Source organism: Sphingobium anseongense (assembly GCF_037725245.1).
Lineage (GTDB): Bacteria > Pseudomonadota > Alphaproteobacteria > Sphingomonadales > Sphingomonadaceae > Sphingobium.
In genome coordinates this window covers 1-13,796 of record NZ_JBBJUL010000003.1, presented here as the reverse complement: position 1 = coordinate 13,796, position 13,796 = coordinate 1, and the positions used below count along the sequence as shown (strand labels likewise).

Sequence of the window (13,796 nt, the reverse complement as noted above, 5' to 3'; positions counted from 1 at the left end):
GCCAGCATGGCGCGGGGCTGAAGGATAGCCCCCTCCGTCAGCCTTCGGCTGCCACCTTCCCGTTTCGGGGAGGATAGGCTTGACGCGGGCGGTTCGCGCTGTAGCTTCGCCCCAACCTGTTTTCAGCCCGGTTGGACGGCCATGCGCAAAGACCCACGATGCTGATTGATGCGGTGCCAGATGCCGGAAGCGTCGCTTCCCGGCCGTATCGCGCCATGCCTTTCGCCTGCCCGTCATTCCCTGCGGAGCGGCCGATGATAGCAACAACAGGGGGAGAGGAATACTCATGCAGATTGTCTATATCGCCATAGGGTGCGGCCTGCTGGCCGTGCTCTACGGCCTGTTGACCAGTCGACAGGTGCTTGCAGCGCCCGCGGGCAATGAATTGATGCAGCAGATCGCCGGCGCGATCCAGGAAGGCGCGCGCGCTTATCTGGGCCGCCAATATACCACCATCGCGGTCGTCGGCGTGGTCGTCGCCGCGCTGGTATATGCGTTTCTCGACTATCCGCGCGACGGAGCGCCTATCTCTTCGGCGGGCTTCCTCATCGGCGCGATCCTGTCGGGCGCGGCGGGCTTTATCGGCATGAATATTTCGGTGCGGGCCAATGTCCGCACCGCCGAAGCCTGTCGCGGCACGCTGCAAAGCGGACTGACGGTCGCGTTCCGGGCCGGGGCGATCACCGGGATGCTGGTGGCGGGCCTCGCCCTGCTCGCGATCAGCCTGTTCTTCTGGTATCTGACCGGTCCCGCTGGCCATGCGCCCGACGATCGGCTGGTCATCGACAGCCTGGTCGCGCTGGCGTTCGGCGCGAGCCTCATTTCCATCTTCGCGCGCCTTGGCGGTGGCATCTTCACCAAGGCGGCTGACGTCGGCGCGGATCTGGTGGGCAAGGTCGAAGCCGGGATACCGGAGGACGATCCACGCAACCCCGCCGTCATCGCCGACAATGTCGGCGACAATGTCGGCGATTGCGCGGGCATGGCCGCCGACCTGTTCGAAACCTATGTCGTCACCGTCGGCGCCACCATGGTGCTGATCGCGCTGCTGGTCGCGGGGGTCGATAACGCCTTCAAGATGAACCTGATGTCGCTCCCGCTGATCGTAGGCGGCGTGTGCATCATCACCTCCATCGTCGGCACCTATTTCGTGCGGCTGGGCAAAAGCCAGTCGATCATGGGCGCGCTCTACAAGGGCTTCTGGGTCACGGCGATCCTCTCCATCCCCGCCATCTATTATGTCACCTGGCGCACGCTGGGCGACATGAACGCGGTGTTCGGCGCGGATCTGGACGGGGTCGGCGGCTATACCGGCATGGACCTGTTCTGGTCGATGATGGTCGGGCTGGCCGTCACCGGGCTTTTGGTGGTCATCACCGAATATTATACCGGCACCAATTACCGCCCGGTCCGCTCGATCGCCAAGGCGTCCGAGACCGGCCACGGCACCAACGTCATCCAGGGGCTGGCCGTCAGCCTGGAATCGACCGCGCTGCCCACGCTGGTGATCGTGGCGGGCATCATCGTCGCGCACCAGCTGGCGGGCCTGATCGGCATCGCCTTTGCCGCCACCGCCATGCTGGCGCTGGCCGGCATGGTCGTGGCGCTCGACGCCTATGGCCCTGTCACCGACAATGCGGGCGGCATCGCCGAAATGGCGCATCTGGATGACAGCGTCCGGGTCAAGACCGACGCGCTCGACGCGGTCGGCAACACGACCAAGGCGGTGACGAAGGGCTATGCCATCGGCTCGGCGGGGCTGGCCGCGCTGGTGCTGTTCGGCGCGTACACGGAGGACCTGAAATTCTACAATTCGGCGCTGGGCCTTACCGCCCCCGTCGATTTCAGCCTCTCCAACCCCTATGTCATCGTCGGGCTGTTGCTCGGCGCATTACTCCCCTATCTGTTCGGGGCGATGGGCATGACCGCCGTGGGCCGCGCGGCCGGCGACGTGGTCAAGGACGTCCGCGCGCAATTTGCCGAAAACAAGGGCATCATGGACGGCACCAGCAAGCCCGACTATGCCCGCACCGTCGACCTCGTCACCAAGGCGGCGATCAGGGAAATGATCGTGCCCAGCCTGTTGCCGGTGCTGGCGCCGATCGCGGTCTATTTCATCATCGCGCAGGTCGCCGGCGTGTCCAACGGCTTTGCCGCATTGGGCGCGCTGCTGTTGGGCGTGATCGTGTCGGGACTGTTCGTCGCGATCTCGATGACCTCGGGCGGGGGCGCGTGGGACAATGCCAAGAAGTTCATCGAGGACGGCAATCATGGCGGCAAGGGCAGCGAAGCCCATAAGGCGGCCGTGACCGGCGACACCGTGGGCGATCCCTACAAGGACACGGCGGGACCAGCGGTCAACCCGATGATCAAGATCACCAACATCGTCGCCCTGCTGCTGCTCGCGGCGCTGGCGCACGGCGTCTAGGTCTAACGGCTAAGGGGGGGAGGCCCCGCCGGGCGACCGGCGGGGCCTTTCCATTTGGTCCTGCCGCGACAGAAAATATCCGCAGCGGCCAAGGCGATGCCCCAAAATCGCGATGAGCCGATCCGCGCGCGCTGCATTTCGCCGGCATCGGGACCATCGGACACGAATTTCGGGCTGACAGCCGAAGATCGGCCGGCTCCCGCTCGCTTTCATGCGCGCCGCCCGATAGCATGGCCATGGATCTGGAGTGACCATGATGACATCGCACGACAAACTGTCCGACGAGCCTGGCCGCCTCGCCGCGCTCGAACGCTACGACATATTGGATACGCCGGCCGAAGGCGCGTTCGACAAGATCACCCAGTTGGTCCGCGCGGTGCTGAACGTGCCGATGTCCGCCGTGTCGCTGATCGACGCCGACCGGCAATGGTTCAAGTCGCACCCCGGCCTGGAAATAAGCCAGACGCCCCGCGACGTCGCCTTTTGCGATCATACCATTCGCGATTCCGGCCCGATGATCGTGCCCGACGCGACGCAGGACCCGCGGTTTTGCGACAATATGCTGGTGACCGGCGACCCCGGCGTGGCCAGCTATGCCGGCGTGCCGTTGCGGACGCCCGATGGCTATAATATCGGATCGCTGTGCGCGATCGACACCCGCCCCCGCGCCTTCGATCCGGCGCAGATCGAGATATTGCAAAGCCTGGCGGCAATCATCGTCGAACAGATGGAACTGCGTCGCATCGCCGAGCGCGACTTTCTGAGCGGCGCGCTGACGCGCCGGGCCTTCATCGCGGAAATGGACAAGGCCATCGCGCTGTTCGATCGCCGCCAGCGGCCCGCCAGCCTGCTGCTGCTCGACATCGACCATTTCAAGCGGATCAACGACAGCCACGGCCATCCGGTCGGCGACCGCACGATCCAGGCCGTCGCCGAACTATGCACCATGCTCAAACGCCCCAGCGATTCACTAGGGCGGATAGGCGGCGAGGAGTTCGCCCTGTTGCTGCCCGAAACGGACGAAGACGACGCGCTGCTCGCGGCGCAGCGTTTTTGCGAGGCGATCGCCAAGCTGGAGATCGAGCATGAAACGCCGATCCACGTCACCGCCAGCTTCGGCGTCGCCGCGATCGGCACGGGCCGATTGCACAGCGACGGCTGGCTCGGCGCAGCGGACGCGGCGCTTTACGAGGCCAAGCGTGGCGGGCGCAACCGCGTGACAGTCGCCCCCCTGCCCCGCATCCGCGCCGCCTGATCGCGGGGCTTGCCCGCGTGTCGGCACCCAGCCTATAGCGCGCGCATGACCAGCGAACCCTTTCGCAGCCAGCTTGCCGCGCTGGAGCAGCGAGGCCGCCTGCGCAGCCTTGTGTCCCGTGCCGGCCGCGACTTTTCATCGAACGATTATCTGGGGCTGGCCGGCGATCCGATCATCGGCCAGGCGGTCGCCGACGCGGTCGGGCGCGGCGTGCCGGTGGGATCAGGGGGATCGCGCCTGCTGCGCGGCAATGCGCCCGAGCATGAAGGGCTGGAGGCCAAGGCCGCGAGTTTCTTCCGCACGCCAGCGGCCCTGTTCATGGCCAACGGTTTCGTCGCCAATCTGGCGCTATATGCGACATTGCCGCAGCGGGGCGACCTGATCGTCGTCGACGAACTGATCCACGCCAGCGCCCATGACGGCTTTGCCCGATCGAAGGCGACGACGCTGATGGCCCGTCACAATGACGTGCAGAGCTTTGCCGACCTGATCGGCGGCTGGCGCAGCGAGGGCGGCAAGGGCCGGGTGTGGATCGGTGTCGAGACGCTCTATTCTATGGACGGCGATTTCGCGCCGCTTTCCGATCTGGCCGTGCTGGCCGCCAGGCACGACGCGATGCTGGTGCTGGATGAAGCGCATGGCACCGGCGTCTATGGTCCGGCGGGGCGCGGATTGTCCGCCGGGCTGGACGGGATGCACAATGTCATCACGCTGCACACCTGCGGCAAGGCGCTGGGGGTCGAGGGCGCCCTGATCTGCGGGCCGGGCGTGCATATCGATTATCTGGTCAATCGCGCCCGCGCCTTCATCTTTTCGACCGCGCCGTCGCCGCTGATGGCGGTCGCGGTCGCCGCCGCGCTCGATCGGGTGGAAAGCGCCGACGATTTGCGCGCACGGCTAACGGTGTTGCGGCAGGATGCGGCCGAGGCCATATGCGCGCCGCTCAAGCTGCCCAGTCCGCGCAGCCAGATCGTGCCCGTGATCCTAGGCGAGGACAAGCGAACGATGGCAGCCGCAAAGGCATTGCAAGAGGCCGGGTTCGACGTGCGCGGCATCCGCCCGCCCACCGTGCCGGCGGGCACCAGCCGGCTGCGCCTGTCGCTGACGCTCAATGTCGGGCGCGCCGACGTGGCCGCGCTGGGCGAAGCGCTGCGTGCGGCGATCCGGTGAGCCGCTTCGTCGTCACCGGCACCGATACCGACATCGGCAAGACGGTCTTTGCCGCGGGCCTCGCCGGGGCGCTGGGCGCGCATTATTGGAAGCCGATCCAGGCCGGCACGGTTCCGCAAGGGGACAGCGAAACGGTGATGCACCTGTCCGGCCTGCCGGCCAGCCATATCCTGCCCGAAGCCTATCGCCTGGCGACCCCCGCTTCGCCGCATCTGGCCGCGCGCATCGACGGGGTGGCGATCGATCCCGGCGCACTCGCCTTGCCCGCCGTCGATGGTCCCCTGGTCGTGGAGGGCGCGGGCGGCGTGCTGGTGCCCGTCAGCGAAACGATTTTGATGGCCGACCTGTTCGTGCAATGGGGCCTGCCGGTCATTTTGTGCGCGCGCACCGGGCTTGGCACGATCAATCACAGCCTGCTGAGCATCGAGGCGTTACGCACGCGCGGCGTGCCGGTCGCGGGCATCGCGTTCATCGGCGAGGCGCATGGCGAAAATGAGCGCATCATTCCCCGATTGTCGGGCGTGGCGTCGCTGGGCCGGCTGCCCCTGCTTGCGCCGCTGACGCCGCTGACGCTCGCGCAAGCGTTTCGCGACCATATCGATCTTCGTGCGTTGCAGCCGGCATAGCGCGTTCGAGCAATCGACGCGCCTTTTCGACCGATGACATGGACTTGGGGGCCGCGTGCACGCCAAGCCTCATGGCATAGGGGCGCTCGCCGCCCGCAGCATGTGACAAGGGATGCAGCATGAAATATCTCCATAAGGGCGCGGCGATGATCGCCATCGCCATCGCCGGTTCGGTCGCCTACGCCGAACAGGCTCCCGCGCCTTCACCGGGGTCCGCCTCCGCCCCGGCGGCGGACGGCAGGCCGACCTTCGGCAACTACGGTTTCGACAGCGCGGGCATGGACCCGTCGGTCAGGCCGGGCGAAGATTTCTATCATCACGCCAATGGCGGCTGGGCGAGGGCAACGCCGATCCCCGCCGACAAATCGAATTTCGGGGCGTTCAACGTGCTGGACGAACTGTCGCGCGCGCGCACCAGGGCGATACTGGAACAGGCGATGACCGATCCGGCCAGCAAGATCGGCAACGCCTATGCGAGCTATATGGACGGCGCGAGGGTCGAAGCGAAGGGGCTGAACCCGATCAAGCCATGGTTGAGCGAAATCGCGGCGGTGAAAACCAAGGCGGAATATGCCGCCCTGGCGGCCAAGGCGGCGCGGGCGGGCGTCGGCACGCCGTTCGGCATTCGCGTGGGACAGGACGACAAGGACCCGCAAGCCTATATACTGACGCTGCGCCAGAGCGGCCTGGGGTTGCCCGATCGCGACTACTATATCGATCCCGATGCGCGGATGGCGACCATCCGCACCGCCTATGTGGCGCATCTTGAAAGGATGCTGACACTGGCGGGGGAAGGGAATGCAAAGGCGCGAGCCGCGGCGCTGATGGCGTTCGAAACGGACATCGCCAAGGTGCATTGGAGCCAGATCGACAGTCGCGATGCCGACAAGACCTATAACAGGATGACGTTGGCGGACCTGCAAAAGTCCGCGCCGGGATTCGATTTCGCCGCGTTCTTCGCCACGAACAGGCTGGCCCCGCAGGCGCTGATCGTCGCCCAGCCCACCGCCTTGACCGGCGAAGCGGCGCTGATCGCCAAGGCCCCCGTCGACGTCCTGAAAGACGCGCTGCTGATCCGCAGCCTGCACAGCTTCGCCGACCAGTTGCCCCAGGCCATAGCGGACGAGGATTTCGCCCTTTACGGCACCACCTTGTCGGGCACGCCGCAGCGCGAGGAACGCTGGAAGCGCGGCGTCGATTTCCTGAAGGGCACGCTCGGCGAAGAGGTCGGCAAACTCTATGTCGCGCGGCATTTCCCGCCCGAAACCAAGGCGGCCATGGACGATCTGGTGCGCAACGTGATCGCGGCGATGGGCAGGCGCATCGACGGCCTGAACTGGATGAGCGCCCCCGCCAAGGCGCGCGCGCACAAGAAGCTGGCCGCTTTCACTCCCAAGATCGGCTACCCCGACCGCTGGCGCGATTATGCGGGGCTGAGGATCAAGCGCGACGACCTGCTGGGCAATGCGATGCGATCCAACCAGTTCGAATTCGACTATAATGTCGGCAAGCTCGGCAAGCCGATCTATCGCTGGGAATGGCAGATGAGGCCGATGGAGATCAACGCCTATGCCGATTTCGGCATGGTCGAGATCGTCTTTCCTGCCGCCATCCTCCAGCCGCCCTTTTTCGATCCCCATGCCGACCCGGCGGTCAATTATGGCGGCATCGGCGCGGTGATCGGGCATGAACTGAGCCATCATTTCGATGACCAGGGCGCGAAATATGACGAGACGGGCAAGCTCAATCAGTGGTGGACCGATGCTGACGTCGCCGCGTTCAAGGAGCTGACCGACCGGCTGGTCAAGCAATATGACGGCTACGCGCCCTTCCCCGGCGCGCATGTGAAGGGCGCGTTCACGCTTGGCGAAAATATCGGCGATCTGGCCGGGGTGGCGCTGGCGCTCGACGCCTATCACGCGTCGCTGAAGGGGAAGGCCGCGCCCGTGATCGACGGCACCAGCGGCGACCAGCGCTTTTTCCTGGGCTGGGCGCAGGTTTGGCGCCGCAATTATCGCGAGGCCAATCTCCGCCAGCGGCTGATCACCGATCCGCACAGCCCATCGCAATATCGCGCCAACACCGTGCGCAACTTCGACGCCTGGTACAAGGCGTTCAAGCCGGCGCCGGGCGATACGCTGTACCTGACACCGCAGGAGCGGGTGAAAATCTGGTGACGGGCGGGGCGGGCCGGGCGAGACCGGCCCGCCGCTACAGCGCGGCGCTGTCCGCTATCTGATGAAAGGCCGCCAGGCTGCGAGCGAAATAGTAGAGCGCGGGCGCTTCGTAGGTGATCATGTAAAGTTGACCGCCGATCATCGCGCCGCGCCCTTCGCCCAGGCGCTTTACCATATCGCCCTGCCGGGTGAAGCTGTAGGTGAAACGTATGCCCGGCCTGCCCGCGAAAGGCGCGGGTTCGACTCTGTCGATCGTCATCAGCGGCGTGCCCAGCGCGATGCGGTAGCTGCTTTCGAGCAGCGCCGGAATGTCGGTCGCCAGCATGGTCGCCGAGACGCGCGGCAGCGGACGGTTACGCTTGTCGACTTCGCGAAACAGCGTCTTGTCCGCGCCGATACCGCCATAGAAAGTTACGTCATTGAGCAGATCGCCGTCGAGCGTCCATGTTTCGGCATAGCGGCCCGGGCGCGCGCCGAGCCTGTTCCATTCGCTTGCCGGCGTGATCGACAGGGCCGATTTGGCGACCAGCCGCTTTTGCCCCGGAACGACAAGCACATTCCCCGCCGCGAGCGGCTGCCCGACCAGCAGCAAAGCCAGGGCCAGTCCCATAGCAGCACGCATCATTTTCCCCTTCATTGTGCGACCAGCGCCTGCATCATCGCCGTGTCGGATGCGTCCGGCGCGCGTTCGAGATAGGTGCGCAGCGCCGTGCGTCCGGCATCGACCTGCTGGCTGCGCAGCAGCGACAGGCCAAGGCCGCGATACGCCTCCGCCCCGGCAAAGCCGCCGTCGATCGCCGATTGATAAAATTGCGCGGCGCTGACCAGATCGCGTGGATGACCGCGCTGGCGATAGAGTTCGGCGCGGGCATAGAGCAGGTCGGCGGTCCAGCCATCGGCCGCCAACTGCCCCAGCAGATAGTCGGTGCCGCCGAAATCGTTGAGCTTGATCTGGTCGGCCAGAAAATGCGGCAGCCACTTGGCCAGACCCGCGCGATAGGCGGCGGCGGCGGGATCGCCCGCGTCGCCGACCTTGGCGGCGGCAGCGCGCAGATAGGTGGCGCGGGACAGTTCGGTCGGGTGGCTGGCGAAGAGGCCGGCGGTGTAGCGATGGACGGAAGGTTTGCGTTTGCGCCCGGCCGCTGTCGCGTCAGCCTCTGCCATGAGCCTTTCCCAGACCTGTGCCGCCGCTGTCGAGGGATAGGTCGATTCGGCCAGATAGCGCAATCCCAGCAGGTCGGCCTCCTGCTCCTGGGCGCGGGAAAAAGCGAAGATCGAACCGATGGCGGTCGCCGATATCGACGTATAGACGGTCGGCGACAGCACCGCGGCCCAGCTCAAAATATCGGTAACCCCACGCTGCTGCTTGAAGCGATCGAGCATGTGCCGCAGTTCGAAATGGGCGAATTCATGCCCCAGTACCGATCCCAGTTCCGCTTCGTCCCGTACCCGCAACAGCAGACCCGACCACACCATCATCATGCCATTGGGCGCCATCGTCGCGTTGAACCCGTCATTGCGCACGACATACAGCCTGACCGACCGGCAGCGATCGTCCCCGACCGTCCGGCACAGCACGCCCCGGACATAGGCATTGAGGTGGGGGTCGGCGATGATGAAGGGCGATTGGCGAAGATTGCGCTCCAGCTCGTCGACCTGCATCCACAGGCCGCGTTCGTCGACCCCGGCCGGTTCATAGGCCTGGGTATAGGGTGGCAGCGCCGGTGGCGTCGCCGGTTGCACGGGATGCGCGGCGGCGATTGCAACCAGCGCCGCCAGCCAGGCGACAGGGCGCATCATGGTCAGCGCCCCGCCACGACCGCGACCGCCACCGGACGGCCCGGAAAACCTTCGAACAGTTGCGCGACGCGCCTTTGCGCGCCTTCAGCCGTGCGCACGTCGCCGCCCATCTGCAAATCGGCGTTCAGCCAGACGAGATCGCCGGTGCGAATGTCCACCAGCCCGGCAAAGCCCTTGTGCACGCCCACCGGCACCGACACCCCGCCCAATGCGGCCAGCAGTTGAACCGCTTTGCGCCCGGTCGATCCGAACTGATCTTCGGTCGCGATAAACAGCGCATAGTCCGCCCCGGCAAGACCGGGCAGCGTCGCGACGCCCGGCCCCATGGTCCATTCGAAGCTGTCCTTGCGCTTCTTGGTCGGCAGGCGGTTGCCGGGGAAGAACTGATAGACGATCACCTGGTCCGCGACGGTCGAAAACAGCCCCTGATATTCGGCCAGCGCCGCTGCGTCGGCGCCGACCGGTTCGATGATGTCGACGACGCTGTTGCCCAATTGCCCCTGCACAGCGGCGATGGCGCGGGCCAGATTGTCGCGGGCCTGCATGGTCCAATCGGCATTGGGTTCGAACATGCCGCCTGTGGATTGTTCGCCGACGCTGATCGAAGGGCGCATCAGCACGATCCGCGCGCTGCCCGTGGGCAAAGTGAAGCCGGGCTTGTTGCCGGTCTTTTCCTGCGCATGCGCGGGGGCGACCCCGATCAGCAGAGCCACCAGCAGCGGCAACGCCGCCCACCTGAATATCGTCATGAAGCCCCCCGGCCATCCCCTGTTCGCGCCGTTGTGGAACACGCGCGGGCTTTCCGTCAATCGCATTCGATGTTGCGCGGCAGAGGGAGGGCGCTAAACCGCCGCGATGGCATCCCCCGTGTGGCACCCCTTTACCCAGCATGGCCTGAACGAGCCGATCCCGCGCGTGACGCGGGCGGAGGGCGCGGTGTTGCATCTGGCCGATGGCGGAACGCTGATCGACGGGATTTCGAGCTGGTGGGTGACGACGCATGGCCATTGCCACCCGCGCATCGCCGCCGCCATAGCCGAGCAGGCGGGCACGCTCGACCAGCTGATCTTCGCGGGGTACACCCATGATCCGGCCGAAGCGGTGGCGCATGAACTGGTAAGGCTCGCACCCCGCGCGCCCGACCGCCCTGCGCTGTCGCACGTGTTTTTCTCCGACAGCGGATCGACGGCGGTCGAGGTTGCGCTGAAAATGGCGCTTGGGCATTGGTACAACCGGGCACTGGACGGCGGGCCGGCCGCGCGGAGCCGCATCCTGGTGCTGGAGCACAGCTATCATGGCGACACCATCGGCACGATGTCGGTGGGCGAGCGCGGCGTGTATAATCGGGCATGGTCGCCGCTGCTGTTCGATGTCGGCACCATTCCCTTCCCCGCCGCCGGGCGCGAAGCTGCGGCACTCGCGGCGCTGGAGGCGGCCTGCGCCGACAGGGACGATCCGCCCGCCGCCTTCATCGTCGAGCCGCTGGTGCTGGGCGCGGGCGGGATGCTGGTCTATCCCGCATCCGTGCTGCGCAGCATGGCGCGGATTTGCGCGCGCTACGGCGTATTGCTGATCGCCGATGAAGTCATGACCGGATGGGGCCGCACCGGCACGCTGTTCGCATGCGAGCAGGCCGGCGTCGTGCCCGACATCATGGCGGTGGCGAAGGGGATCACCGGCGGCGCCATCCCGCTGGCGGCGACGCTGGCGACGGGCGCGATCTTCGACGCGCATAGTTCGACAGACCGGGCGCGGCTTTTCTATCATTCGAGCAGCTATACCGCCAACCCGATCGCCTGCGCGGCGGCCGCCGCCAACCTCGCGATCTGGCGCGAGGAGGATGTGCTGGGGCGCATCGCCAACCTCTCGGCGGAAATGGCGACGCGGCTCGACCGGCTGGCGGCGCATCCCGCCTTCGCCAATCCGCGCCAGCTGGGCGTGATCGCGGCGATCGACCTGATCGCGGCGGACGCCGGCTATCTGTCCGATCTCGCCCCCGCGCTGCGCGCCTTTTTCCTTGAACGCGGCCTCTTGCTGCGTCCGCTTGGCAACACCATCTACCTGATGCCGCCCTATTGCCTGACCATCGGTCAGCTCGATGGCATCTTCGCCGCGCTTCATGCCGCAGGGGATCGCTTCGGCGCGCAGGCATGACTTTCCATTTGGCGTAAATGCCGCTATGGCGGCGCGATTTTCAAATTCCGGGATATTATGGCGAAAGAAGAACTGCTTGAAATGCGTGGATCCGTTGTGGAGCTTCTCCCCAACGCCATGTTCCGCGTGAAGCTTGAGAATGACCACGAAATTCTCGGCCACACCGCCGGCAAGATGCGCAAGAACCGCATCCGCGTGCTGGTGGGCGACGAAGTGCTGGTCGAACTCACCCCTTATGACCTGACCAAGGGTCGGATCACCTATCGTTTCAAATAATCCGGGGGACAGCAGCGCCATGCGCCTGATCCTGGCTTCCGCCTCGCCACGCCGTCTCGATCTGCTGGAGCAGATGGGGGTCATTCCCGATCTGGTCGACCCCGCCGATATCGACGAAACGCCGGGCAAGGCCGAATTGCCCGGACCCTATGCGGCGCGCGTCGCAGCGCAAAAGGCGCTGGCGATCGCGGCGCGCCATAAAGGCGCGCTGGTCCTGTCGGGCGACACCGTGGTCGCGGTGGGCCGTCGCATCCTGCCCAAGGCGGACAGCGAAGCGCAGGCGCGCGATTGCCTCGCCCTGCTGTCCGGGCGCCGCCATCGCGTGTTCAGCGCGATCACCCTGATCGACGCCGAGGGGCGAGCGCGCCATCGGCTGTCGGACAGCAGCGTCACCTTCAAGCGGCTCGATGCGCCGGAGGTCGACGCCTATATCGCCAGCGACGAATGGCGCGGCAAGGCGGGCGGATACGCCATACAGGGCCGCGCCGCCGGCCTCATCCGCGCCATCCAGGGCAGCCACAGCGCGATCATGGGCCTGCCGCTTTACGAAACCCGCACGCTGCTGCGCGCGGCGGGCTATCCCTGTGGCTGACGGCCGGAATGATTGAGGCACGCAATGGCTGAATGGCTGTATGAAGAAGGCGTCGGCGAGGCCCGCGCCGCGCTCATTGAAAAAGGCAGGCTGGTCGAGGCGCGGATCGAGCGCGAAGGCGCCCAGGCGCGCGCCGGCGCAGTGGCGCAAGGACGCCTGATCCGAACCGTGATCCCGCGCAAGCGCGGCATCGTGCGCCTCGATACGGGCGAGGAGATCCTGATCGAGCCGATCCCGCCCAAGGTCGCAGAGGGCGCGCAGGTGCTGGTCGAAATCTGGCGCGAGGCGATTCCCGAGGAGGGGCGCTCCAAGCTTGCCACCGGCCGCATCGCTCCGCCCGGCAGCAAGCCCCATCCCGCGCCCAGCCTGTTGCAGCAATTGCGCGCGTCGGGCGCCCCCATCACCCCCTGCCCCGCGCATGAGGAAGACCGGCTGGAAGCGCATGGCTGGAGCGAGTTGCTGGAAGAAGCGATGTCGGGCGAGGTCGGCAGCGAGGATGCGGCGCTGCGCATCTTTCCCACTCCCGCGATGGTGCTGATCGATATCGACGGCAGCCTGCCGCCGGCGCAGCTTGGCCCCAAGGGCGCCAAGCTCGCCGCCCAGGCGATCCGCCGTATGGGCATCAGCGGGTCGATCGGCATCGATCTTCCCACCATGAACAACAAGGACGAGCGCATCATCGCCGCCGCGCAGATCGACAAATATCTGCCGCTGCCGTTCGAGCGGACCGCGGTCAACGGCTTTGGCTTCGTCCAGATCATCCGCCGGCGCGAGCGCGCGAGCCTGATCGAACTCCTGCGCGCCGACCCGCTGGAAAGCGCGGCGCTGGCGCTGCTGCGTCGCGCCGAGCGGCATGGGTCGATCGGCGCGATCACCATCACCGCCGCGCCCACGCTGATCGACCGGCTGTACAAGCGGCGCGAGTGGATGGACCGATTGGCGCAACGACGTGGCGGCGCGGTCGCCTTGAAGGCCGACGCAGCGCTCGCCATATCGGCCGGCCATGTCGCCTAAATCCGCTTCCTGCCCCGTGTGCCGCCAGCCGGCCAGTGCCGCCACCCGTCCCTTTTGCAGCGCCCGGTGCCGCGACCGCGACCTGCTGCAATGGCTGGGCGACGGCTATCGCGTGCCCGGTCCGCCGGCATGGTCCGATGACGAAAAAAGCGGTGATTATGGGCTGGACAGCGACAAGTCCTAACGCTTATAGGCACCGCTCCTTTGCCGCCCGACCTAACCGCCGGGCCGCACGCCCGGGTAGCTCAGTTGGTAGAGCATGCGACTGAAAATCGCAGTGTCGGCGGTTCGAATCCGTCCCCGG

At 66.3% G+C, this 13,796-nt stretch carries 13 protein-coding genes; 10 read left to right on the top strand and 3 right to left on the bottom strand.

Going from position 1 to position 13,796, the window contains the following annotated elements; all coding sequences use genetic code 11:
- Positions 1-286: 286 nt before the first annotated feature.
- The 5 genes from WG908_RS04605 to WG908_RS04585 all read left to right on the top strand — a co-directional run bounded on the left by WG908_RS04605 (position 287) and on the right by WG908_RS04585 (position 7,656).
- The gene (locus tag WG908_RS04605) at positions 287-2,428 is read left to right on the top strand and encodes a sodium-translocating pyrophosphatase (protein ID WP_340185403.1); all 2,142 of its coding nucleotides are present in this window, start codon (positions 287-289) and stop codon (positions 2,426-2,428) included.
- A 256-nt stretch (positions 2,429-2,684) separates the two neighbouring features.
- Complete coding sequence (locus tag WG908_RS04600; RefSeq protein WP_340185722.1) at positions 2,685-3,683, top strand: sensor domain-containing diguanylate cyclase; 999 nt, start codon at positions 2,685-2,687, stop codon at positions 3,681-3,683.
- Between the two features lie 45 nt (positions 3,684-3,728).
- Positions 3,729-4,853: an 8-amino-7-oxononanoate synthase gene (locus WG908_RS04595; RefSeq protein WP_340185402.1), complete on the top strand. Its 1,125-nt coding sequence runs from the start codon at positions 3,729-3,731 to the stop codon at positions 4,851-4,853.
- Complete coding sequence (gene bioD / locus WG908_RS04590; RefSeq protein ID WP_340185401.1) at positions 4,850-5,479, top strand: dethiobiotin synthase; 630 nt, start codon at positions 4,850-4,852, stop codon at positions 5,477-5,479. The genes WG908_RS04595 and bioD overlap by 4 nt, the downstream gene beginning before the upstream one ends.
- A gap of 119 nt (positions 5,480-5,598) precedes the next feature.
- Complete coding sequence (locus WG908_RS04585) at positions 5,599-7,656, top strand: M13 family metallopeptidase (protein ID WP_340185400.1); 2,058 nt, start codon at positions 5,599-5,601, stop codon at positions 7,654-7,656.
- Between the two features lie 34 nt (positions 7,657-7,690).
- Here WG908_RS04585 and WG908_RS04580 read toward each other — a convergent pair whose 3' ends face one another.
- Genes WG908_RS04580 through WG908_RS04570 form a run of 3 tightly spaced genes read right to left on the bottom strand, consistent with a single transcriptional unit; the run spans position 7,691 to position 10,205 of the window.
- A complete protein-coding gene (locus tag WG908_RS04580) occupies positions 7,691-8,281 on the bottom strand; it encodes a hypothetical protein (RefSeq protein WP_340185399.1) in 591 nt (196 codons plus the stop codon).
- Between the two features lie 8 nt (positions 8,282-8,289).
- Positions 8,290-9,456 (bottom strand): M48 family metalloprotease, encoded by a 1,167-nt coding sequence (locus tag WG908_RS04575; protein WP_340185398.1) that lies wholly within the window; start codon positions 9,454-9,456, stop codon positions 8,290-8,292.
- Between the two features lie 2 nt (positions 9,457-9,458).
- Positions 9,459-10,205 carry a hypothetical protein gene (locus tag WG908_RS04570; RefSeq protein WP_340185397.1) on the bottom strand — a complete coding sequence of 249 codons (747 nt, stop codon included), beginning with the start codon at positions 10,203-10,205 and terminating at the stop codon, positions 9,459-9,461.
- Between the two features lie 106 nt (positions 10,206-10,311).
- Between WG908_RS04570 and WG908_RS04565 the strand changes: the two genes are divergently transcribed.
- Genes WG908_RS04565 through WG908_RS04545 form a run of 5 tightly spaced genes read left to right on the top strand, consistent with a single transcriptional unit; the run spans position 10,312 to position 13,676 of the window.
- Positions 10,312-11,610, top strand: coding sequence for an adenosylmethionine--8-amino-7-oxononanoate transaminase (locus WG908_RS04565; protein ID WP_340185396.1), 1,299 nt, complete (start codon positions 10,312-10,314; stop codon positions 11,608-11,610).
- Between the two features lie 57 nt (positions 11,611-11,667).
- Positions 11,668-11,886 (top strand): translation initiation factor IF-1, encoded by a 219-nt coding sequence (gene infA, locus WG908_RS04560; RefSeq protein WP_037524582.1) that lies wholly within the window; start codon positions 11,668-11,670, stop codon positions 11,884-11,886.
- Positions 11,887-11,905: 19 nt separating this feature from the next.
- Entirely contained in the window at positions 11,906-12,478 is a 573-nt protein-coding gene (locus WG908_RS04555; protein WP_340185395.1) for a Maf family protein, read from the top strand.
- Between the two features lie 24 nt (positions 12,479-12,502).
- The gene (locus WG908_RS04550) at positions 12,503-13,492 is read left to right on the top strand and encodes a ribonuclease (RefSeq protein WP_340185394.1); all 990 of its coding nucleotides are present in this window, start codon (positions 12,503-12,505) and stop codon (positions 13,490-13,492) included.
- Entirely contained in the window at positions 13,482-13,676 is a 195-nt protein-coding gene (locus WG908_RS04545) for a DNA gyrase inhibitor YacG (protein WP_340185393.1), read from the top strand. Before WG908_RS04550 ends, WG908_RS04545 begins: the two co-directional genes overlap by 11 nt.
- Positions 13,677-13,796 lie beyond the last annotated feature (120 nt).

What these genes read in the sequence shown, in the direction of transcription:
- WG908_RS04605 (WP_340185403.1), top strand. Translation starts at nt 287, where the DNA reads ATGCAGATTGTCTATATCGCCATAGGGTGCGGCCTGCTGGCCGTGCTC.
- infA (WP_037524582.1), top strand. Translation starts at nt 11,668, where the DNA reads ATGGCGAAAGAAGAACTGCTTGAAATGCGTGGATCCGTTGTGGAGCTT.
- WG908_RS04595 (WP_340185402.1), top strand. Translation starts at nt 3,729, where the DNA reads ATGACCAGCGAACCCTTTCGCAGCCAGCTTGCCGCGCTGGAGCAGCGA.
- WG908_RS04550 (WP_340185394.1), top strand. Translation starts at nt 12,503, where the DNA reads ATGGCTGAATGGCTGTATGAAGAAGGCGTCGGCGAGGCCCGCGCCGCG.
- WG908_RS04570 (WP_340185397.1), bottom strand. Translation starts at nt 10,205, where the DNA reads ATGACGATATTCAGGTGGGCGGCGTTGCCGCTGCTGGTGGCTCTGCTG.
- WG908_RS04575 (WP_340185398.1), bottom strand. Translation starts at nt 9,456, where the DNA reads ATGATGCGCCCTGTCGCCTGGCTGGCGGCGCTGGTTGCAATCGCCGCC.
- WG908_RS04545 (WP_340185393.1), top strand. Translation starts at nt 13,482, where the DNA reads ATGTCGCCTAAATCCGCTTCCTGCCCCGTGTGCCGCCAGCCGGCCAGT.
- WG908_RS04580 (WP_340185399.1), bottom strand. Translation starts at nt 8,281, where the DNA reads ATGATGCGTGCTGCTATGGGACTGGCCCTGGCTTTGCTGCTGGTCGGG.
- WG908_RS04585 (WP_340185400.1), top strand. Translation starts at nt 5,599, where the DNA reads ATGAAATATCTCCATAAGGGCGCGGCGATGATCGCCATCGCCATCGCC.
- WG908_RS04600 (WP_340185722.1), top strand. Translation starts at nt 2,685, where the DNA reads ATGACATCGCACGACAAACTGTCCGACGAGCCTGGCCGCCTCGCCGCG.
- WG908_RS04555 (WP_340185395.1), top strand. Translation starts at nt 11,906, where the DNA reads ATGCGCCTGATCCTGGCTTCCGCCTCGCCACGCCGTCTCGATCTGCTG.
- WG908_RS04565 (WP_340185396.1), top strand. Translation starts at nt 10,312, where the DNA reads ATGGCATCCCCCGTGTGGCACCCCTTTACCCAGCATGGCCTGAACGAG.